Source organism: Pseudomonas sp. GW822-FHT03F08, assembly GCF_058801265.1.
The window spans coordinates 239,129-260,517 of sequence record NZ_JBXANC010000010.1; the positions used below are offsets into that span (position 1 = coordinate 239,129).

Consider the following 21,389-nt stretch of genomic DNA (forward strand, 5'->3'; position numbering starts at 1 on the left):
CCCTTAGAACACAGTGCAAAGAACTTCGCCGCCGACACCGGCAGCGCGCGCAGCACGATCAGTCATCACACCTTTGTTGGTGGAGACGATAGACACACCGAGACCGCCACGTACTTTTGGCAGATCTTCGACGGACTTGTACTGACGCAGGCCTGGACGGCTAACGCGCTTGACTTCTTCGATGACCGGACGGCCTTCGAAATATTTCAGCTCGATAGACAGCAGTGGTTTTGTTTCGCTGCTGATCTGATAACCCGCGATGTAACCTTCGTCCTTCAGGACTTTAGCTACAGCCACCTTCAACGTGGAAGAAGGCATGCTTACGACGGACTTTTCAGCCATCTGGGCATTACGGATTCGAGTTAGCATGTCCGCTAACGGGTCCTGCATACTCATGGGCTAGACGCTCCTAATACAGAAAAATTAGCCTTGCGGCTACTACTTGTCGCCGAGAAATTCCGGGCATAAAAAACACGGGCTCAGGCGAGCCGGTCATTCTAGACATACCCCAGAAATGAATCAAGCCCCAAAAGGGGCTTGATTCATGTTCAAGGCCACCGATGGTCAGGTTCTTGCGAACCCGACCATCGAGACTTTGACAGCAATTACCAGCTGGCTTTAACCAGACCTGGAACGTCACCACGCATTGCAGCTTCACGCAGCTTGTTACGGCCCAGGCCGAACTTGCGGTAAACGCCGTGCGGACGACCAGTCAGGCGGCAGCGGTTACGCATGCGCGAAGCGCTTGCGTCACGTGGCTGCTTCTGCAGAGCTACGGTAGCTTCCCAACGCGCTTCTGGACTTGCGTTCAGATCAACGATGATAGCTTTCAGCGCTGCACGCTTGGTGGCGTACTTGGCAACGGTGAGCTGACGCTTCAGCTCACGGTTTTTCATGCTCTTCTTGGCCATTTTCCTACTCCAATCAGTTGCGGAACGGGAATTTGAAAGCACGCAGCAGAGCGCGGCCTTCATCATCGTTCTTGGCAGTGGTGGTCAGGGTAATGTCCAGACCGCGGAGAGCATCGATCTTGTCGTAATCGATTTCCGGGAAAATGATCTGCTCTTTCACGCCCATGCTGTAGTTGCCACGACCATCGAAGGACTTGGCATTCAGGCCGCGGAAGTCGCGAACCCGAGGCAGGGAGATCGACAGCAGACGATCCAGGAACTCGTACATACGCTCACGGCGCAGGGTCACTTTGACGCCGATCGGCCAACCTTCACGGACTTTAAAGCCAGCGATGGATTTGCGAGCGTAGGTCACAACGACTTTCTGGCCGGTGATCTTTTCCAGGTCAGCAACAGCGTGCTCGATGACTTTTTTGTCGCCGATCGCTTCGCCCAGACCCATGTTCAGGGTGATTTTGGTAACGCGCGGAACTTCCATCACGTTCGAAAGCTTAAGTTCTTCCTTAAGTTTCGGAGCGATTTCCTTCCGGTAAATCTCTTTTAGTCGTGCCATGGTCTTCTACCTAGCAGTGTTCAAGCATCAACCGCTTTTTGGGTCGACTTGAAGACACGAATTTTTTTACCGTCTTCTACTTTGAAACCAACGCGGTCAGCCTTGTTGGTTTCGCCGTTGAAGATGGCGACGTTAGAAGCGTGCAGTGGCGCTTCTTTCTCGACGATACCGCCCTGTACGCCCGACATCGGGTTAGGCTTGGTATGACGCTTGACCAGGTTCAGACCACCAACAACCAGACGGTTGTCAGCAAGAACCTTCAGCACCTTACCGCGCTTACCTTTGTCTTTGCCGGCGATCACGATGATCTCGTCGTCACGACGAATCTTTTGCATGTCGGATCTCCTTACAGCACTTCTGGGGCGAGCGAGACGATCTTCATGAACTTCTCAGTACGAAGTTCACGGGTCACTGGCCCAAAGATACGGGTGCCGATCGGCTCTTGCTTGTTGTTCAGAAGAACAGCAGCGTTGCCATCAAAGCGGATAATGGAGCCATCAGCACGACGTACGCCGTGACGAGTGCGGACTACAACAGCAGTCATCACTTGGCCTTTTTTCACCTTACCGCGAGGAATTGCTTCCTTCACGGTAACTTTGATGATGTCACCGATACCAGCGTAACGACGATGGGAGCCACCCAGCACCTTGATGCACATAACGCGGCGAGCGCCGCTGTTATCGGCCACATCGAGCATGGATTGAGTCTGAATCATATAATTTCTCCGACCCCTAGCCCTTAGACTTCCACAGCGCGTTCGAGAACATCAACCAGCGCCCAAGACTTGGTCTTGGCCATCGGACGAGTTTCACGAATAGTGACTTTGTCGCCGATGTGGCACTGATTGGTTTCGTCGTGCGCGTGCAGCTTAGTCGAACGCTTAACGTATTTACCGTAGATCGGGTGCTTAACGCGACGCTCGATCAGAACGGTGATGGTTTTGTCCATCTTGTCGCTGACAACACGGCCAGTCAGCGTACGGACAGTTTTTTCGGCTTCAGCCATGATCACTTACCTGCCTGCTGGTTGAGCACAGTCTTCACGCGAGCGATGTCACGCTTAACTTGCGAGAGCAGATGAGACTGCCCCAACTGGCCAGTTGCTTTCTGCATACGCAGATTGAACTGGTCGCGCAGCAAGCCGAGCAGTTGCTCGTTCAGCTGCTGTGCGGATTTTTCACGAAGTTCATTCGCTTTCATCACATCACCGTCCGTTTAACAAAGGAGGTGGCGAGCGGCAGCTTTGCAGCAGCCAGGGCGAAAGCCTCACGCGCCAGCTCTTCAGAAACACCCTCGATTTCATACAGGACTTTGCCTGGCTGAATCTGGGCAACCCAGTACTCCACGTTACCCTTACCTTTACCCATACGAACCTCGAGAGGTTTCTTGGAGATCGGCTTGTCCGGGAATACACGGATCCAGATCTTGCCGCCACGTTTTACGTGACGGGTCAGAGCACGACGCGCTGACTCGATCTGACGAGCGGTGAGACGACCACGAGCTACAGACTTCAGCGCGAACTCGCCGAAGCTGACTTTGCTACCGCGCAGTGCCAGACCACGGTTGTGGCCGGTCATCTGCTTGCGGAACTTCGTACGCTTTGGTTGCAACATTTGGCGTACCCCTTACTTAGCAGCTTTTTTACGAGGCGCTGGTGCTTGTGGTTTCAGTTCTTCTTGGCGACCACCAATTACTTCGCCCTTGAAGATCCAAACCTTTACACCGATCACACCGTAAGTGGTGTGAGCTTCGTAGTTGGCATAGTCGATGTCGGCACGCAGGGTGTGCAGTGGCACACGACCTTCGCGATACCATTCAGTACGTGCGATTTCAGCACCGCCGAGACGACCGCTCACTTGGATTTTGATGCCTTTGGCACCAATGCGCATGGCGTTTTGTACAGCGCGCTTCATAGCGCGACGGAACATTACGCGACGCTCCAGCTGCTGAGCTACGCTCTGCGCAACCAGCATACCGTCGAGTTCCGGCTTGCGGATCTCTTCGATATTGATGTGCACAGGCACACCCATTTGCTTGGTCAGGTCCTGACGCAGTTTCTCAACATCTTCACCTTTCTTCCCGATAACGATACCTGGACGAGCGGTGTGGATGGTGATGCGTGCAGTTTGGGCCGGACGATGGATATCGATACGGCTTACGGACGCGCTTTTTAGTTTGTCTTGGAGGTATTCACGCACCTTCAGATCAGCGAACAAGTAGTCCGCATAAGTCCGACCGTCTGCGTACCAGACGGAGGTGTGCTCCTTGACGATTCCCAGGCGAATGCCAATGGGATGTACTTTCTGACCCATCTCTTCGACTCCGTTACTTGTCAGCAACCTTGACAGTGATATGGCAAGACCGCTTGACGATGCGATCAGCACGGCCTTTGGCACGTGGCATGATGCGCTTCAGCGAACGCCCTTCGTTGACGAAAACGGTGCTGACCTTCAGGTCATCAACGTCTGCGCCTTCGTTATGCTCGGCGTTGGCTACGGCCGACTCCAGCACTTTTTTCATGATCTCGGCGGCTTTCTTACTGCTGAAAGCCAACAGGTTGAGCGCTTCGCCCACCTTCTTCCCGCGGATCTGGTCGGCGACCAAGCGGGCTTTCTGGGCGGAGATTCGAGCGCCCGACAACTTAGCGGCTACTTCCATTTCCTTACCCCTTAACGCTTGGCTTTCTTGTCTGCCACGTGCCCGCGATAGTTGCGGGTACCGGCGAACTCGCCCAGTTTGTGGCCGACCATGTCTTCGTTAACGAGAACTGGGACGTGCTGACGACCGTTGTGTACTGCGATGGTCAGACCGACCATTTGTGGCAGGATCATCGAACGACGCGACCAAGTCTTAATTGGTTTGCGATCGTTCTTTTCCGCCGCCACTTCGATCTTCTTCAGTAGGTGAAGATCAATAAAAGGACCTTTTTTCAGAGAACGTGGCACTGTCGTATCCCTCTATTTACTTGCGACGACGGACGATCATTTTGTCGGTACGCTTATTACCACGAGTCTTCGCGCCCTTAGTCGGGAAGCCCCATGGCGATACCGGATGACGACCACCAGAGGTACGACCTTCACCACCACCATGTGGGTGGTCAACCGGGTTCATGGCAACACCACGAACGGTTGGGCGAACGCCACGCCAGCGCTTGGCACCAGCTTTACCCAGCGAACGCAGGCTGTGCTCGGAGTTCGAGACTTCGCCCAGGGTCGCACGGCATTCAGCCAGTACTTTACGCATTTCACCGGAACGCAGACGCAGGGTCACGTAAACGCCTTCACGAGCGATCAGCTGAGCCGAAGCACCAGCGGAACGAGCGATTTGTGCGCCTTTACCTGGCTTCAGTTCGATGCCGTGTACGGTGCTACCAACTGGAATGTTGCGCAGTTGCAGAGCGTTGCCCGGCTTGATCGGTGCCAGAGCACCTGCGATCAGCTGGTCGCCAGCGCTCACGCCTTTAGGGGCGATGATGTAGCGACGCTCGCCATCTGCGTACAGCAGCAGAGCGATGTGAGCAGTACGGTTTGGATCGTATTCGATACGCTCGACAGTGGCAGCGATGCCATCTTTGTCGTTGCGACGGAAGTCGACCAGACGATAATGCTGCTTATGACCACCACCGATGTGACGAGTGGTAATACGGCCATTGTTGTTACGACCACCAGACTTCGATTTTTTCTCGAGCAGCGGTGCGTGAGGAGCGCCTTTATGCAGCTCCTGGTTGACCACCTTGACCACAAAACGGCGGCCAGGGGAAGTCGGTTTGCATTTAACGATTGCCATGATGCACCCCTTCCTTACTCAGCACTGCTGCTGAAATCGAGATCTTGGCCTGGCTGAAGGGAGATAACTGCCTTCTTCCAGTCATTACGCTTGCCCAGACCGCGAGCGGTGCGCTTGCTCTTACCCAGAACATTCAGGGTAGTAACACGCTCAACTTTCACGCTGAACAGGCTTTCGACGGCCTTCTTGATTTCCAGCTTGGTTGCGTCAGTAGCAACCTTGAAAACGAACTGGCCTTTCTTGTCTGCCAGAACCGTAGCCTTCTCGGAAACGTGCGGGCCAAGCAGAACTTTAAATACGCGTTCCTGGTTCATCCCAGCAGCTCCTCGAATTTCTTCACGGCCGACACGGTGATCAACACCTTGTCGTATGCGATCAGACTAACTGGATCGGAACCTTGCACGTCACGTACATCTACGTGTGGCAGGTTGCGAGCAGCCAGGTACAGGTTCTGATCAACAGCGTCCGACACGATCAGAACGTCGGTCAGGCTCATGTTGTTCAGTTTGCCCAGCAGGTCTTTGGTTTTCGGAGTTTCAACTGCGAAATCCTGAACCACAACCAGACGATCAGTACGCACCAGCTCAGCAAGGATGGAACGCATTGCTGCGCGGTACATCTTCTTGTTCAGCTTCTGGGAGTGATCTTGTGGACGAGCTGCGAAAGTGGTGCCGCCGCCGCGCCAGATTGGGCTACGGATAGTACCGGCACGAGCACGGCCAGTACCTTTCTGACGCCATGGGCGCTTACCGCCACCACGAACGTCGGAACGGGTCTTTTGCTGCTTGCTACCTTGACGGCCGCCGGCCATGTAGGCCACGACTGCTTGGTGAACCAGCGTCTCGTTGAACTCGCCGCCAAATGTCAGTTCGGAAACTTCGATCGCTTGAGCGTCATTTACATTTAATTGCATGTCAGCTTCCCCTTAACCGCGAGCCTTGGCTGCTGGACGTACAACCAGGTTGCCGCCAGTAGCGCCAGGAACAGCACCCTTGACCAACAACAGATTGCGTTCAGCGTCCACGCGCACTACTTCCAGGGACTGCACGGTCACGCGCTCAGCGCCCATATGACCGGACATTTTTTTGCCCTTGAATACACGACCAGGAGTCTGGCACTGGCCGATAGAGCCTGGGACGCGGTGGGATACGGAGTTACCGTGGGTGTTATCTTGCCCGCGGAAATTCCAACGCTTGATCGTACCCTGGAAGCCTTTACCTTTGGACTGACCGGTTACATCAACCAGTTGACCAGCGGCGAAGATTTCAGCGTTGATCAGATCGCCGGCCTGGTACTCGCCTTCTTCAAGGCGGAATTCCATTACGGTACGACCAGCGGCAACGTTCGCTTTAGCGAAGTGGCCAGCCTGAGCAGCTGTTACACGGGAAGCACGACGCTCGCCGACAGTGACTTGCACTGCACGATAGCCATCGGTTTCTTCAGTTTTGAACTGGGTGACGCGATTCGGCTCGATCTCAATGACCGTGACCGGAATGGAGACACCTTCTTCGGTGAAAATACGGGTCATACCCGCTTTACGACCGACTACACCAATAGTCATGTTGTAAACCTCATGAGTGTACGGGGCTTTCACCCGCTATGGCCGCCCATTTCAGAGCGTTACACGACTAAGACCGAGTCTTAGCCGAGGCTGATCTGCACTTCCACACCGGCCGCAAGATCAAGCTTCATAAGTGCATCAACGGTTTTATCCGTTGGCTGGACGATGTCCAGAACGCGCTTATGAGTGCGGATTTCGTACTGGTCACGCGCGTCTTTGTTGACGTGCGGGGAAACCAGAACGGTAAACCGCTCTTTACGGGTAGGCAGTGGAATTGGACCACGCACTTGAGCACCAGTACGTTTCGCGGTTTCCACGATTTCCTGGGTTGATTGGTCGATCAGGCGATGGTCAAAAGCCTTCAACCTGATACGGATTTGCTGATTTTGCATTGGATTTCAGACTCCGGCTGCTATTCCCACCGGGCGCAATACGCCCGTTAAAAGGAGGCGCAATTCTATAGACGCCCCAGATAGGTGTCAACCCAATAAAAAAGCCCCCGCTAAGCGGGGGCTTTTTCAACTCATCAAAGCTATCTCAAAAAAGAGATTACTCGATGATTTTGGCTACGACGCCAGCGCCGACGGTACGACCGCCTTCACGGATAGCGAAACGCAGACCGTCTTCCATCGCGATGGTTTTGATCAGGGTAACAGTCATCTGAATGTTGTCACCTGGCATTACCATTTCAACGCCTTCTGGCAGCTCGCAGTTACCAGTCACGTCAGTAGTACGGAAGTAGAACTGTGGACGGTAGCCTTTGAAGAACGGAGTGTGACGACCGCCTTCTTCCTTGCTCAGAACGTAAACTTCTGCGGTGAACTTGGTGTGCGGCTTAACCGAACCCGGCTTAACCAGAACCTGACCACGCTCAACGTCGTCACGCTTGGTGCCACGCAGCAGAACGCCGCAGTTCTCGCCAGCACGACCTTCGTCCAGCAGCTTGCGGAACATCTCAACACCGGTGCAGGTGGTGGTGGTGGTGTCACGCAGACCAACGATTTCCAGAGCGTCTTGAACGCGAACGATACCGCGCTCGATACGACCAGTCACAACAGTACCGCGACCCGAGATCGAGAATACGTCTTCGATTGGCATCAGGAATGGCTTGTCGATCATACGAACTGGCTCAGGGATGTAGGTATCCAGAGTTTCAACCAGTTTACGAACGGCAGTGGTGCCCATTTCGTTGTCGTCTTTGCCTTCCAGCGCCATACGAGCCGAACCGATGATGATCGGAGTGTCGTCGCCTGGGAAGTCGTAGGTCGACAGCAGGTCACGAACTTCCATCTCAACCAGTTCCAGCAGCTCAGCGTCGTCTACCAGGTCAGCCTTGTTCAGGAAAACCACGATGTACGGAACGCCTACCTGACGGGACAGCAGGATGTGCTCACGGGTTTGTGGCATCGGACCATCAGCGGCCGAGCAAACCAGGATCGCGCCGTCCATCTGGGCAGCACCAGTGATCATGTTCTTCACGTAGTCAGCGTGACCTGGGCAGTCAACGTGAGCATAGTGACGAATAGTCGAGTTGTACTCAACGTGCGCGGTGTTGATGGTGATACCACGAGCTTTTTCTTCTGGAGCGCTGTCGATCTTGTCGAATTCAACTACGGCCGAACCGAAAACTTCGGAGCAGACGCGAGTCAGAGCAGCGGTCAGAGTGGTTTTACCGTGGTCAACGTGACCGATGGTGCCAACGTTTACGTGCGGTAGGGAACGATCAAATTTTTCTTTAGCCACGACAATTAACTCCTAGCCTAAAGGGGCTGAATCAGCCTTGTTTTTTGGTAACGGATTCGACGATGTGCGACGGAGCCGTATCGTATTTTTTGAATTCCATAGAGTAGCTTGCGCGACCCTGGGACATGGAACGGACGTCGGTCGCATAACCGAACATCTCACCCAGTGGAACCTCGGCACGGATAACCTTGCCGGACACTGTGTCTTCCATACCCTGGATCATGCCGCGACGACGGTTAAGGTCGCCCATCACATCACCCATATAGTCTTCAGGCGTAACAACCTCTACCGCCATGATCGGCTCAAGCAGCTCACCACCGCCCTTCTGGGCCAGTTGCTTGGTCGCCATGGAAGCAGCCACTTTAAACGCCATCTCGTTGGAGTCGACGTCGTGGTAAGAACCATCGAACACGGTAGCCTTCAGGCCGATCAGCGGATAGCCGGCAACAACGCCGTTCTTCATCTGCTCTTCGATACCCTTCTGGATAGCCGGGATGTATTCCTTAGGAACCACACCACCTACTACTTCGTTCACGAATTGCAGACCTTCCTGACCTTCGTCAGCAGGAGCAAAACGGATCCAGCAGTGACCGAACTGACCACGACCACCGGATTGACGAACGAACTTGCCTTCGATTTCGCAGTTCTTCGTGATGCGCTCACGGTACGAAACTTGAGGCTTGCCGATGTTGGCTTCGACGTTGAACTCACGGCGCATCCGGTCAACCAGGATGTCCAGGTGCAGCTCGCCCATGCCGGAGATGATCGTTTGACCAGTCTCTTCATCAGTTTTAACGCGGAAAGACGGGTCTTCCTGAGCAAGCTTGCCCAGAGCGATACCCATTTTTTCCTGGTCATCCTTGGTCTTAGGCTCTACGGCAACCGAAATAACCGGCTCCGGGAAGTCCATGCGAACCAGGATGATTGGCTTGTCAGCGTTGCAGAGGGTTTCACCAGTGGTGACGTCCTTCATGCCGATCAGGGCCGCGATGTCGCCAGCGCGTACTTCCTTGATCTCTTCACGGGCGTTTGCGTGCATTTGCACCATACGACCCACGCGCTCTTTCTTGCCTTTAACCGAGTTGATCACGCCGTCGCCGGAGTTCAACACGCCCGAGTAAACACGGACGAAGGTCAAGGTACCCACGAATGGGTCGGTAGCGATCTTGAACGCCAGGGCCGCGAACGGCTCGTCGTCGCTTGCGTGACGCTCCATTTCCTCTTCCTCGTTATCAGGGTTGGAACCCTTGATAGCAGGAATGTCGGTCGGAGCAGGCAGGAAGTCGATAACGGCGTCGAGAACCAGGGGAACACCCTTGTTCTTGAAGGAAGAACCGCAAACAGCCAGAACGATTTCGCCGGCGATAGTACGTGCACGCAGAGCAGCCTTGATCTCTTCGATCGACAGCTCTTCGCCTTCCAGGTACTTGTTCATCAGGTCTTCGTTGGCTTCGGCAGCAGCCTCAACCATGTTGTTGCGCCACTCAGCAGCCAGCTCAGCCATGTCCGCAGGAATTTCCTTGCGAACCGGAACCATACCCTTGTCAGAGTCGTTCCAGTAAACGGCTTGCATGTTGATCAGGTCGATCTGGCCCTGGAAGTTGTCTTCCGAACCGATAGCCAGCTGGATCGGCACCGGAGTGTGACCCAGACGCTGTTTGATCTGACCGATCACGCGCAGGAAGTTGGCACCAGCACGGTCCATCTTGTTTACGTAAACAAGACGTGGAACGCCGTATTTGTTGGCCTGACGCCATACGGTTTCCGACTGAGGCTCAACACCCGAAGTACCGCAGAACACAACGACAGCGCCGTCGAGTACGCGCAGGGAACGTTCTACTTCAATGGTGAAGTCTACGTGGCCCGGGGTATCGATTACGTTGAAGCGATGCTCGTGAGCGTACTGCTTCTCGGAACCTTTCCAGAAGGCGGTAATGGCAGCAGAAGTAATGGTAATACCACGCTCCTGCTCCTGAACCATCCAGTCTGTGGTCGCGGCGCCGTCATGCACCTCGCCCATTTTGTGACTTTTGCCAGTGTAAAAAAGGACGCGCTCGGTGGTGGTGGTTTTACCAGCATCCACGTGAGCGACGATACCGATGTTACGGTAGCGACTAATCGGAGTAGTACGAGCCATAAAGCCCTCGCAAAATTAGTGAAGCTAAAATTAGAAGCGGTAGTGCGAGAAAGCTTTGTTAGCTTCGGCCATACGGTGCACGTCTTCACGCTTCTTAACAGCAGCACCTTTACCTTCAGCAGCATCCAGCAGCTCGCCAGCCAAGCGCAGAGCCATAGACTTCTCGCCGCGCTTACGGGCGAAGTCTACCAACCAGCGCATTGCCAGAGCGTTACGACGGGACGGACGAACTTCGACCGGAACCTGGTAAGTAGCACCACCAACGCGGCGCGACTTCACTTCGACCAGCGGAGCGATGGCGTCGAGTGCTTTTTCGAAGAGTTCCAGGGGATCGGTGCCAGCCTTACGGGTCGCAACGGTTTCCAGGGCACCATAAACGATACGCTCGGCAACGGCTTTCTTGCCGCTTTCCATAACGTGGTTCATGAATTTGGCGAGGATTTGGCTTCCGTATTTCGGATCGTCCAGAATCTCACGCTTTGCTGCTACGCGACGTCTTGGCATTGATAAGCCCTCAAACGGTCTTCAGGTTAGCTCGGGACAGATCCAGAGGATGCGCGCCCGACCTTACTCTTATCGACTCAATAAAATGAAAATCTGCAAAACGGCCGATTACTTCGGACGCTTGGTACCGTACTTCGAACGACCTTGGTTACGACCTTTAACACCGGAAGTATCCAGGGAGCCGCGAACGGTGTGGTAACGAACACCTGGCAAGTCTTTTACACGACCGCCGCGGATCAGTACCACGCTGTGCTCTTGCAGGTTGTGGCCTTCACCACCGATGTACGAGGAAACCTCGAAACCGTTGGTCAGACGCACACGGCATACTTTACGCAGTGCCGAGTTAGGTTTTTTCGGCGTAGTGGTGTACACACGGGTGCACACGCCACGACGTTGCGGGCAGTTCTGCAGCGCAGGTACGTCGGATTTCTCGACGATACGCTTACGCGGCTGACGTACCAGCTGGTTGATAGTTGCCATCTACTAGCTCCACTGTTGTCTTGCGACGCTATTGTCTTGCAAGAAAAGCAAAATGGCAGGAACGAATTCCCGCCAAATTTAGGGGATCAAGAGTCTAAAGAGGATCTTGTCCCCAGTCAAGGCAAGGCCCCGACCTCCCCGCTCGTCGAACCTCGACAAATTGTCTCGATTCGATGAACGGTTCGATCAGGGCCTTAGCTCATTTTTCGCAGAACTCAGTTACCGCTCGAGTTCAGCGCTTCGGTCAGTGCAGCTTCCACTTCACTGGCGCTTACGCGCAACGGTTTGTCTGCATCACGGCGACGTTTACGCTCGCTGTGATAAGCCAGACCGGTACCAGCCGGGATCAGACGACCCACGACCACGTTTTCTTTCAGGCCGCGCAGGTAATCGCGCTTGCCGGTTACGGCCGCTTCGGTCAGTACGCGGGTGGTTTCCTGGAAGGAAGCCGCGGAGATGAACGATTCGGTCGACAACGACGCCTTGGTGATACCCAGCAGAACGCGGGTGAACTTGGAGACAAATTTGTCTTCCGCGTTCAGACGCTCGTTCTCTACCAGTACGTGAGTCAGTTCCATCTGGTCGCCCTTGATGAAGCTGGAGTCGCCGGACTCGGAGATCTCAACTTTACGCAGCATCTGACGCAGGATGGTCTCGATGTGCTTGTCGTTGATCTTCACGCCTTGCAGACGGTAAACGTCCTGGATCTCGTTAACGATGTACTTGGCCAGCGCGCTCACACCCAGCAGACGCAGGATGTCGTGCGGATCGCTCGGGCCGTCGGAGATAACTTCGCCGCGGTTTACCTGTTCGCCTTCGAACACGTTCAGGTGACGCCACTTCGGAATCAGCTCTTCATACGGATCGCTACCGTCGTTCGGAGTGATGACCAGACGGCGCTTGCCCTTGGTCTCTTTACCGAACGCGATGGTGCCGCTGACTTCAGCCAGAATCGACGCTTCTTTCGGACGACGGGCTTCGAACAGGTCGGCAACACGCGGCAGACCACCGGTGATGTCACGGGTTTTCGAAGTTTCTTGCGGGATACGAGCGATAACGTCACCGATCGCAATCTTCGCACCGTCCGCAACACCGACCAGGGCGTTGGCTGGCAGGAAGTACTGAGCGATAACGTCAGTGCCTGGCAGCAACAGATCCTTGCCGTTGTCATCGACCATCTTCACCGCAGGACGGATGTCCTTGCCGGCAGCCGGACGGTCTTTGGCATCGAGTACTTCAATGTTGGTCATACCGGTCAATTCGTCAGTCTGACGCTTGATCGTGATGCCTTCTTCCATGCCCACGTAGGTCACGGTACCTTTCATTTCGGTAACGATCGGGTGAGTGTGCGGATCCCACTTGGCCACGATTGCGCCAGCGTCGACCTTGTCACCTTCTTTAACCGAAATCACAGCACCGTACGGCAGCTTGTAACGCTCGCGCTCACGACCGAAGTCATCAGCGATTGCCAGCTCACCGGAACGGGACACAGCAACCAGGTTGCCATCCACACGCTCAACGTGTTTCAGGTTGTGCAGACGGACGGTACCGCCATTCTTCACCTGAACGCTGTCGGCTGCGGAAGTACGGCTTGCCGCACCACCGATGTGGAACGTACGCATCGTCAGCTGGGTACCCGGCTCACCGATGGACTGGGCAGCGATAACGCCGACCGCTTCACCGATGTTCACCTGGTGACCACGAGCCAGATCACGGCCGTAGCACTTGGCGCAAATGCCATAGCGGGTTTCGCAGCTGATCGGCGAACGCACGATCACTTCATCGATGCTGTTCAGCTCGATGAACTCGACCCACTTCTCGTCTACCAGGGTGCCAGCAGGAACGATGACGTCCTCGGTACCCGGCTTGAATACGTCACGGGCGATAACACGACCCAATACGCGCTCACCCAACGGCTCTACAACGTCACCGCCTTCAATGTGCGGAGTCATCAGCAGACCGTGTTCGGTGCCGCAATCGATCTCGGTTACAACCAGATCCTGCGCAACGTCTACCAGACGACGAGTCAGGTAACCCGAGTTCGCAGTTTTCAACGCGGTATCCGCCAGACCTTTACGAGCACCGTGAGTGGAGATGAAGTACTGAAGTACGCTCAAACCTTCACGGAAGTTCGCAGTAATCGGCGTTTCAATGATGGAGCCGTCCGGCTTGGCCATCAGACCACGCATACCGGCCAGCTGACGGATCTGTGCTGCGGAACCCCGCGCACCCGAGTCAGCCATCATGTACATCGAGTTGAACGACTCTTGATCGACTTCGACGCCGTGACGGTCGATGACTTTCTCTTTCGAGAGGTTGGCCATCATCGCCTTGGAGACTTCGTCGTTCGCTTTCGACCAAAGGTCGATCACTTTGTTGTACTTCTCGCCCTGGGTTACCAGGCCGGAGGCGTACTGGCTCTCGATCTCTTTCACTTCGTCGGTGGCTGCACCGATGATGCGGGCTTTTTCATCCGGGATAACGAAGTCGTTAACACCGATGGAAACGCCGGAAATGGTCGAGTAGGCAAAACCGGTGTACATCAACTGGTCAGCGAAGATCACGGTCTCTTTCAGACCAACCACGCGGTAGCACTGGTTGATCAGCTTGGAGATCGCCTTTTTCTTCATCGGCAGGTTGACGACGTCGAACGACAGACCTTTTGGCACAACCTGGAACAGCAGCGCACGGCCGACAGTGGTGTCGACGATACGGGTACCGCTCACGCTGTTGCCGTCACGATCGTTCACGGTTTCGTTGATACGAACCTTGATCTTGGCGTGCAGTGCGGCTTCGCCGGCACGGAACACACGGTCAACTTCCTGCAGATCCGCGAACACACGACCTTCGCCCTTGGCGTTGATCGCTTCACGGGTCATGTAGTACAGACCCAATACAACGTCCTGCGACGGAACGATGATTGGCTCACCGTTGGCTGGCGACAGAATGTTGTTGGTCGACATCATCAACGCACGCGCTTCCAGCTGGGCTTCCAGCGTCAGCGGTACGTGCACGGCCATTTGGTCGCCGTCGAAGTCGGCGTTGTACGCGGCGCAGACCAGAGGGTGCAGCTGGATAGCCTTACCTTCGATCAGTACCGGTTCAAACGCCTGGATACCCAGACGGTGAAGGGTCGGTGCACGGTTGAGAAGAACCGGGTGTTCGCGAATCACTTCAGCGAGAACGTCCCAAACTTCCGGCAGCTCGCGCTCGACCATTTTCTTGGCCGCTTTGATGGTGGTAGCGAGACCACGCATTTCCAGCTTGCCGAAAATGAACGGTTTGAACAGCTCGAGAGCCATCTTCTTCGGCAGACCGCACTGGTGCAGACGCAGGGTCGGACCTACGGTAATTACCGAACGACCGGAGTAGTCAACACGCTTACCGAGCAAGTTCTGACGGAAACGACCTTGCTTACCCTTGATCATGTCAGCCAGGGATTTCAGAGGACGCTTGTTGGAACCTGTGATAGCGCGGCCACGACGACCGTTGTCGAGCAGTGCGTCGACAGCTTCCTGCAACATACGCTTTTCGTTGCGCACGATGATGTCCGGAGCGGACAGATCCAGCAGGCGCTTCAAACGGTTGTTACGGTTGATCACTCGACGATACAGATCGTTGAGGTCGGAAGTCGCGAAACGACCGCCATCCAGTGGAACCAGTGGACGCAGATCTGGCGGCAGAACCGGCAGAACGGTCAGCACCATCCACTCTGGCAGGTTGCCGGAGCCCTGGAAGGCTTCCATCAACTTCAGACGCTTGGACAGCTTCTTGATCTTGGTTTCGGAGTTGGTTTGCGGAATTTCTTCACGCAGACGGCCAATCTCGTGTTCCAGATCGATGGCGTGCAGCAGTTCACGGACAGCTTCAGCACCCATGCGGGCGTCGAAGTCATCACCGAACTCTTCCAGCGCTTCGAAGTACTGCTCGTCGTTCAGCAGCTGACCTTTTTCAAGAGTGGTCATGCCCGGGTCGATAACGACATAGCTCTCGAAGTAGAGAACGCGTTCGATATCACGCAGGGTCATGTCCATCAGCAGGCCGATACGGGACGGCAGCGATTTCAGGAACCAGATGTGGGCAACCGGCGAAGCCAGTTCGATGTGCGCCATGCGCTCACGACGAACCTTGGCCAGTGCAACTTCAACGCCGCACTTCTCGCAGATCACACCACGGTGCTTCAAGCGCTTGTACTTACCGCACAGGCACTCGTAATCCTTTACCGGGCCAAAGATCTTGGCGCAGAACAGACCGTCACGCTCAGGTTTGAACGTACGGTAGTTGATGGTTTCCGGCTTTTTAACTTCACCGAACGACCACGAGCGGATCATCTCAGGCGAGGCCAATCCGATACGGATGGCGTCGAACTCTTCGACTTGACCCTGGTTTTTCAGCAAATTCAGTAGGTCTTTCAAGGCCTTTCCTCCTGGCGGAGCAGAGAGCGGGCAATCCTGCCCCGCTCTCGATCGCGTCACGTGTTATTCGGTTTCCAGATCGATATCGATGCCGAGGGAACGAATTTCCTTGATCAACACGTTGAAGGACTCGGGCATGCCCGGCTCCATACGGTGATCGCCGTCCACGATGTTTTTGTACATCTTGGTCCGGCCGTTCACATCGTCCGACTTCACTGTGAGCATTTCTTGCAGAGTGTAAGCAGCACCGTATGCTTCCAGTGCCCAGACCTCCATCTCCCCGAAACGCTGACCACCGAACTGAGCCTTACCACCCAGCGGCTGCTGGGTAACCAGGCTGTACGAACCGGTAGAACGCGCGTGCATCTTGTCGTCTACCAAGTGGTTCAGCTTCAGCATGTACATGTAGCCAACGGTAACTGGACGCTCGAACTTGTTGCCGGTACGGCCGTCGGTCAGCTGCATCTGGCCGCTTTCTGGCAGGTCCGCCAGTTTCAGCATGGCCTTGATTTCGCTTTCCTTGGCACCGTCGAACACTGGAGTGGCCATTGGAACACCGCCACGCAGGTTCTTCGCCAGATCCAGGATTTCCTGATCGGAGAAGCTGTCCAGATCTTCGTTACGACCGCCGATCTGGTTGTAGATCTCGTCCAGGAAGGTACGCAGTTCAGCGACTTTACGCTGCTCTTCGACCATCCGGTTGATCTTCTCGCCCAGACCTTTGGCCGCGAGGCCCAGGTGGGTTTCAAGGATCTGACCAACGTTCATACGCGAAGGTACGCCCAGCGGGTTGAGGACCACGTCGACCGGGGTGCCATTGGCATCGTGCGGCATGTCTTCAACCGGCATGATCACGGAGACCACACCCTTGTTACCGTGACGACCGGCCATCTTGTCGCCCGGCTGGATGCGACGACGGATTGCCAGGTAAACCTTGACGATCTTCAGCACGCCTGGAGCCAGGTCATCGCCCTGCTGCAGTTTGCGCTTCTTGTCTTCGAACTTGTCGTCCAGCAGACGGCGACGATCAACGATGTAGGCCTGAGCCTTCTCGAGCTGCTCGTTCAGAGCATCTTCAGCCATGCGCAGTTTGAACCACTGACCATGCTCAAGACCGTCGAGTACTTCGTCGGTGATGTCCTGACCTTTCTTCAGGCCCGCGCCGCCTTCAGCCTTGTGGCCTACCAGAGCGGAACGCAGACGTTCGAAGGTCGCGCCTTCAACGATGCGGAACTCTTCGTTCAGATCCTTGCGGATCTCGTCCAGCTGGGTCTTCTCGATCGACAGGGCACGAGCATCACGCTCAACGCCGTCACGAGTGAAGACCTGCACGTCGATGACAGTACCTTTGGTACCGGTAGGTACACGCAGGGAAGTGTCTTTAACGTCGCTGGCTTTTTCACCGAAGATCGCACGCAGCAGTTTTTCTTCCGGAGTCAGTTGGGTCTCGCCTTTCGGAGTGACCTTACCTACCAGGATGTCGCCTGCGCCAACTTCAGCACCTACGTAAACGATACCGGCTTCGTCCAGTTTGTTCAGTGCAGCTTCACCCACGTTCGGGATGTCCGCAGTGATTTCCTCTGGGCCAAGCTTGGTGTCACGAGCCACGCAGGTCAGTTCCTGGATGTGGATCGTGGTGAAGCGGTCTTCCTGAACCACACGCTCGGACAGGCAGATGGAGTCTTCGAAGTTGAAGCCGTTCCATGCCATGAACGCGATGCGCATGTTCTGACCCAGTGCCAGTTCACCCATATCGGTGGACGGGCCGTCGGCCATGATGTCGCTACGTTGAACGCGATCACCTTTGCTCACCAGCGGACGCTGGTTGATGCAGGTGTTCTGGTTCGAGCGGGTGTACTTGGTCAGGTTGTAGATGTCGACACCAGCTTCGCCGGTTTCAACTTCGTCATCGGCAACGCGAACCACGATACGGCTGGCATCAACGGAGTCGATCACGCCGCCACGACGAGCCACGACGCAAACGCCGGAGTCGCGAGCCACGTTACGCTCCATGCCGGTACCTACCAGCGGCTTGTCAGCGCGCAGGGTTGGTACAGCTTGACGCTGCATGTTCGAACCCATCAACGCGCGGTTGGCGTCGTCGTGCTCGAGGAACGGAATCAGCGACGCTGCAACCGAAACTACCTGCTTCGGCGAAACGTCCATCAAGGTGACTTCTTCAGGCGCCTTGACGGTGAATTCGTTCAGGTGACGTACGGCTACCAGTTCGTCGATCAGGACTTTCTGGTCGTTCATGGTCGCCGAAGCCTGCGCGATCACGTGATCGGCTTCTTCAATAGCGGACAGGAACACGATCTCGTCGGTAACCACACCCTCTTTCACCACACGGTACGGGCTCTCGAGGAAGCCGTACTGGTTGGTGCGAGCGTAAGCAGCCAGGGAGTTGATCAGACCGATGTTCGGACCTTCCGGCGTTTCAATCGGGCAGACACGACCGTAGTGAGTCGGGTGTACGTCACGAACTTCGAAGCCCGCGCGCTCACGAGTCAGACCGCCAGGGCCGAGTGCAGAAACACGACGCTTGTGGGTAATCTCGGACAGCGGGTTGTTCTGGTCCATGAACTGCGAGAGCTGGCTGGAACCGAAGAACTCCTTCACCGCCGCAGCCACAGGCTTGGCGTTGATCAGGTCTTGCGGCATCAGGCCTTCGCTTTCGGCCATCGACAGACGCTCTTTGACCGCACGCTCAACACGCACCAGGCCAACGCGGAACTGGTTCTCGGCCATTTCGCCTACGCAGCGAACACGACGGTTACCCAGGTGGTCGATGTCGTCGACGATGCCTTTACCGTTACGGATGTCGACCAGAGTCTTCAGTACCGCGACGATGTCTTCCTTGCACAGCACGCCCGAACCTTCGATCTCGGTACGACCGATACGACGGTTGAACTTCATCCGGCCGACCGCAGACAGGTCATAACGCTCAGGGCTGAAGAACAGGTTGTTGAACAGGGTTTCGGCAGCGTCTTTGGTTGGCGGCTCGCCTGGACGCATCATGCGATAGATTTCGACCAGCGCTTCCAATTGGTTGCTGGTGGAGTCGATCTTCAGAGTGTCGGAGACGAACGGACCACAGTCGATGTCGTTGGTGTACAGCGTTTCGATGCGAACGACGCCGGCCTTGGCGATTTTCGCCAGGACTTCAGTCGACAGCTCGGTGTTGCACTCTGCCAGGATTTCGCCGGTAGCCGGATGCACGATGACCTTGGCGGTGGTGCGACCCAGGACGTAGTCCAGAGGCACGTCCAGCTCTTTGATCCCGGCTTTTTCCAGCTGGTTGATGTGACGGGCAGTGATACGACGACCCTGCTCGACAATTACCTTGCCTTTGTCATCCTGGATATCGAGGACAGCAACTTCACCGCGCAGGCGCTGAGGCACCAGCTCCAGGCTCAGGGTCTCGCCCTTAACGTGGAATACGTTGGTGGTGTAGAACGCGTCCAACACTTCTTCGGTGGTATAGCCGAGCGCGCGCAGCAGAACCGAGGCCGGCAGCTTGCGACGACGGTCGATACGTACGAATACGCAGTCCTTCGGGTCGAACTCGAAGTCCAGCCACGAACCGCGGTAAGGAATGATACGCGCGGAGTACAGCAGTTTGCCGGAGCTGTGCGTCTTGCCACGGTCGTGGTCGAAGAACACGCCCGGGGAGCGGTGCAACTGGGAAACGATTACACGCTCGGTACCGTTGATTACGAAGGTACCGTTCTCAGTCATCAGGGGGATTTCACCCATGTAGACTTCTTGCTCTTTGATGTCCTTGATCGCTTTGTTCGACGACTCTTTGTCGAAAATGATCAGGCGCACTTTTACCCGCAAAGGTACGGCGAAAGTTACACCGCGCAATACGCATTCTTTGACATCAAATGCCGGTTCGCCCAGGCGATAACCGACGTACTCCAGCGCAGCATTGCCGGAGTAGCTGATGATCGGGAAAACGGATTTGAAGGCCGCATGCAGGCCCACGTCGCGGAACTGATCTTTAGTCGCTCCCGCTTGCAAGAATTCACGATACGAATCCAGCTGGATGGCCAGGAGGTAAGGCACATCCATGACGTCCGGCAACTTGCTAAAGTCCTTGCGGATACGTTTTTTCTCAGTATATGAGTAAGCCATCAGCGTTCCCCAGCTTGGTCACCTGCTTGTTTGGCCCCTCCCGACGGGAGCAGCCAGAAAATCGTGCAAACCCCATGGTTTGCGCCACCGCATCGGGTGGTTACAGCTCGTTATCAGCACCGACCCAGTCGGCTGCCAATAACGGAAAAAGGCCGGTGGCAAGAGCCACCAGCCATCAGCCTGTCGCTTGACGCTCGGGCTGGAGGAGCAAAGTCGATACTTATTTCAGCTCGACTTTAGCGCCTGCTTCTTCCAGCTTCTTCTTGGCGTCTTCAGCAGCTTCTTTCGAAACGCCTTCAGCTACAACCTGAGGAGCGCCGTCTACTTTCTCTTTGGCTTCTTTCAGGCCCAGACCGGTCAGTTCGCGAACTGCCTTGATCACGTTAACCTTCTTCTCGCCAGCTTCCAGCAGAACAACGTTGAACTCGGTTTGCTCTTCAACAGCAGCAGCAGCTACAGCTGGGCCAGCCGAAGCAGCAGCAGCGGTAACACCGAAGGTTTCTTCCATCGCTTTGATCAGCTCAACGATTTCCACTACGGATTTCTGGCCGATTGCTTCGATGATTTGTTCGTTAGTCAGAGACATGACTCAATTCCTGAATTGGGGGACGGCCTACGCGACCATCGAAATAAACAAAAAACGCGAGAAGCTGACGAGCCTTAGGCTGCAGCAGCTTCTTTCTGGTCGCGAATTGCCGCCAGAGTACGAGCCAATTTGCTGGTAGCGCCTTGAATCACGCTCATCAGCTGGGAAATTGCTTCGTCACGGGTCGGCAGAGTTGCCAGAACGTCGATCTGATTAGCTGCGAGGAACTTGCCCTCGAACGCAGCTGCCTTGATCTCGAACTTGTCCTGACCCTTCGAAAACTCTTTGAAAATACGAGCAGCAGCGCCCGGATGTTCGTTCGAGAATGCGATCAGGGTCGGGCCGGTGAACACGTCGTTGAGGACACTGTATTGAGTGTCAGCAACAGCGCGCTTGAGCAGGGTGTTACGTACAACACGTACGTAAACGCCAGCTTCACGAGCCTCTTTACGGAGTCCGGTCATTGCGCCTACTGTTACGCCACGGGCATCAACCACGACAGCGGACAGAGCGACTTTGGCAGCCTCGTTGACTTCAGCGACGATGGCCTTCTTGTCTTCGAGATTAATTGCCACGG

Annotated in this window: 24 protein-coding genes; all 24 read right to left on the reverse strand. The window is 55.4% G+C overall.

Annotated elements, in window-relative coordinates; genetic code table 11:
• Nucleotides 1-3: 3 nt before the first annotated feature.
• Complete coding sequence (gene rpsH / locus AC1RME_RS24525) at nucleotides 4-396, reverse strand: 30S ribosomal protein S8 (RefSeq protein WP_003228724.1); 393 nt, start codon at nucleotides 394-396, stop codon at nucleotides 4-6.
• A 209-nt stretch (nucleotides 397-605) separates the two neighbouring features.
• Nucleotides 606-911: a 30S ribosomal protein S14 gene (gene rpsN / locus AC1RME_RS24530; protein ID WP_003228726.1), complete on the reverse strand. Its 306-nt coding sequence runs from the start codon at nucleotides 909-911 to the stop codon at nucleotides 606-608.
• Nucleotides 912-924: 13 nt separating this feature from the next.
• Entirely contained in the window at nucleotides 925-1,464 is a 540-nt protein-coding gene (gene rplE / locus AC1RME_RS24535; protein WP_003210069.1) for a 50S ribosomal protein L5, read from the reverse strand.
• 20 nt (nucleotides 1,465-1,484) lie between these two features.
• The gene (rplX, locus tag AC1RME_RS24540) at nucleotides 1,485-1,799 is read right to left on the reverse strand and encodes a 50S ribosomal protein L24 (RefSeq protein WP_003186046.1); all 315 of its coding nucleotides are present in this window, start codon (nucleotides 1,797-1,799) and stop codon (nucleotides 1,485-1,487) included.
• 11 nt (nucleotides 1,800-1,810) lie between these two features.
• On the reverse strand, nucleotides 1,811-2,179 hold the full coding sequence (gene rplN / locus AC1RME_RS24545; RefSeq protein WP_002555479.1) for a 50S ribosomal protein L14: 369 nt from the start codon (nucleotides 2,177-2,179) through the stop codon (nucleotides 1,811-1,813).
• A gap of 23 nt (nucleotides 2,180-2,202) precedes the next feature.
• Nucleotides 2,203-2,469, reverse strand: a complete 267-nt coding sequence (rpsQ, locus tag AC1RME_RS24550; RefSeq protein ID WP_003194644.1) for a 30S ribosomal protein S17 — start codon at nucleotides 2,467-2,469, stop codon at nucleotides 2,203-2,205.
• 2 nt (nucleotides 2,470-2,471) lie between these two features.
• Nucleotides 2,472-2,663, reverse strand: a complete 192-nt coding sequence (gene rpmC, locus AC1RME_RS24555) for a 50S ribosomal protein L29 (protein ID WP_002555481.1) — start codon at nucleotides 2,661-2,663, stop codon at nucleotides 2,472-2,474.
• Nucleotides 2,663-3,076, reverse strand: coding sequence for a 50S ribosomal protein L16 (gene rplP / locus AC1RME_RS24560; protein WP_003228729.1), 414 nt, complete (start codon nucleotides 3,074-3,076; stop codon nucleotides 2,663-2,665). Before rplP ends, rpmC begins: the two co-directional genes overlap by 1 nt.
• A gap of 12 nt (nucleotides 3,077-3,088) precedes the next feature.
• Complete coding sequence (rpsC, locus tag AC1RME_RS24565; protein ID WP_003176422.1) at nucleotides 3,089-3,775, reverse strand: 30S ribosomal protein S3; 687 nt, start codon at nucleotides 3,773-3,775, stop codon at nucleotides 3,089-3,091.
• Between the two features lie 13 nt (nucleotides 3,776-3,788).
• Nucleotides 3,789-4,121: a 50S ribosomal protein L22 gene (gene rplV / locus AC1RME_RS24570; RefSeq protein ID WP_003103908.1), complete on the reverse strand. Its 333-nt coding sequence runs from the start codon at nucleotides 4,119-4,121 to the stop codon at nucleotides 3,789-3,791.
• 11 nt (nucleotides 4,122-4,132) lie between these two features.
• On the reverse strand, nucleotides 4,133-4,408 hold the full coding sequence (rpsS, locus tag AC1RME_RS24575; RefSeq protein WP_011336172.1) for a 30S ribosomal protein S19: 276 nt from the start codon (nucleotides 4,406-4,408) through the stop codon (nucleotides 4,133-4,135).
• Between the two features lie 16 nt (nucleotides 4,409-4,424).
• The gene (rplB, locus tag AC1RME_RS24580; protein ID WP_003186055.1) at nucleotides 4,425-5,249 is read right to left on the reverse strand and encodes a 50S ribosomal protein L2; all 825 of its coding nucleotides are present in this window, start codon (nucleotides 5,247-5,249) and stop codon (nucleotides 4,425-4,427) included.
• Between the two features lie 14 nt (nucleotides 5,250-5,263).
• Entirely contained in the window at nucleotides 5,264-5,563 is a 300-nt protein-coding gene (rplW, locus tag AC1RME_RS24585; protein ID WP_002555488.1) for a 50S ribosomal protein L23, read from the reverse strand.
• Entirely contained in the window at nucleotides 5,560-6,162 is a 603-nt protein-coding gene (rplD, locus tag AC1RME_RS24590; RefSeq protein WP_003228735.1) for a 50S ribosomal protein L4, read from the reverse strand. Before rplD ends, rplW begins: the two co-directional genes overlap by 4 nt.
• A gap of 12 nt (nucleotides 6,163-6,174) precedes the next feature.
• The gene (rplC, locus tag AC1RME_RS24595) at nucleotides 6,175-6,810 is read right to left on the reverse strand and encodes a 50S ribosomal protein L3 (protein ID WP_007955641.1); all 636 of its coding nucleotides are present in this window, start codon (nucleotides 6,808-6,810) and stop codon (nucleotides 6,175-6,177) included.
• 80 nt (nucleotides 6,811-6,890) lie between these two features.
• Nucleotides 6,891-7,202 (reverse strand): 30S ribosomal protein S10, encoded by a 312-nt coding sequence (rpsJ, locus tag AC1RME_RS24600; RefSeq protein WP_003186070.1) that lies wholly within the window; start codon nucleotides 7,200-7,202, stop codon nucleotides 6,891-6,893.
• A 157-nt stretch (nucleotides 7,203-7,359) separates the two neighbouring features.
• A complete protein-coding gene (gene tuf / locus AC1RME_RS24605; RefSeq protein WP_024014521.1) occupies nucleotides 7,360-8,553 on the reverse strand; it encodes an elongation factor Tu in 1,194 nt (397 codons plus the stop codon).
• 31 nt (nucleotides 8,554-8,584) lie between these two features.
• On the reverse strand, nucleotides 8,585-10,690 hold the full coding sequence (fusA, locus tag AC1RME_RS24610) for an elongation factor G (RefSeq protein WP_096823079.1): 2,106 nt from the start codon (nucleotides 10,688-10,690) through the stop codon (nucleotides 8,585-8,587).
• A 30-nt stretch (nucleotides 10,691-10,720) separates the two neighbouring features.
• Nucleotides 10,721-11,194, reverse strand: a complete 474-nt coding sequence (gene rpsG, locus AC1RME_RS24615) for a 30S ribosomal protein S7 (RefSeq protein ID WP_007916467.1) — start codon at nucleotides 11,192-11,194, stop codon at nucleotides 10,721-10,723.
• A 108-nt stretch (nucleotides 11,195-11,302) separates the two neighbouring features.
• On the reverse strand, nucleotides 11,303-11,674 hold the full coding sequence (gene rpsL / locus AC1RME_RS24620) for a 30S ribosomal protein S12 (protein ID WP_003186084.1): 372 nt from the start codon (nucleotides 11,672-11,674) through the stop codon (nucleotides 11,303-11,305).
• A gap of 215 nt (nucleotides 11,675-11,889) precedes the next feature.
• A complete protein-coding gene (rpoC, locus tag AC1RME_RS24625) occupies nucleotides 11,890-16,089 on the reverse strand; it encodes a DNA-directed RNA polymerase subunit beta' (RefSeq protein ID WP_096823078.1) in 4,200 nt (1,399 codons plus the stop codon).
• 63 nt (nucleotides 16,090-16,152) lie between these two features.
• Complete coding sequence (gene rpoB, locus AC1RME_RS24630) at nucleotides 16,153-20,226, reverse strand: DNA-directed RNA polymerase subunit beta (protein WP_096823077.1); 4,074 nt, start codon at nucleotides 20,224-20,226, stop codon at nucleotides 16,153-16,155.
• A gap of 220 nt (nucleotides 20,227-20,446) precedes the next feature.
• A complete protein-coding gene (gene rplL, locus AC1RME_RS24635) occupies nucleotides 20,447-20,812 on the reverse strand; it encodes a 50S ribosomal protein L7/L12 (RefSeq protein WP_007962228.1) in 366 nt (121 codons plus the stop codon).
• 74 nt (nucleotides 20,813-20,886) lie between these two features.
• Nucleotides 20,887-21,387 (reverse strand): 50S ribosomal protein L10, encoded by a 501-nt coding sequence (gene rplJ / locus AC1RME_RS24640; protein WP_085613345.1) that lies wholly within the window; start codon nucleotides 21,385-21,387, stop codon nucleotides 20,887-20,889.
• Between the last annotated feature and the right edge of the window lie 2 nt (nucleotides 21,388-21,389).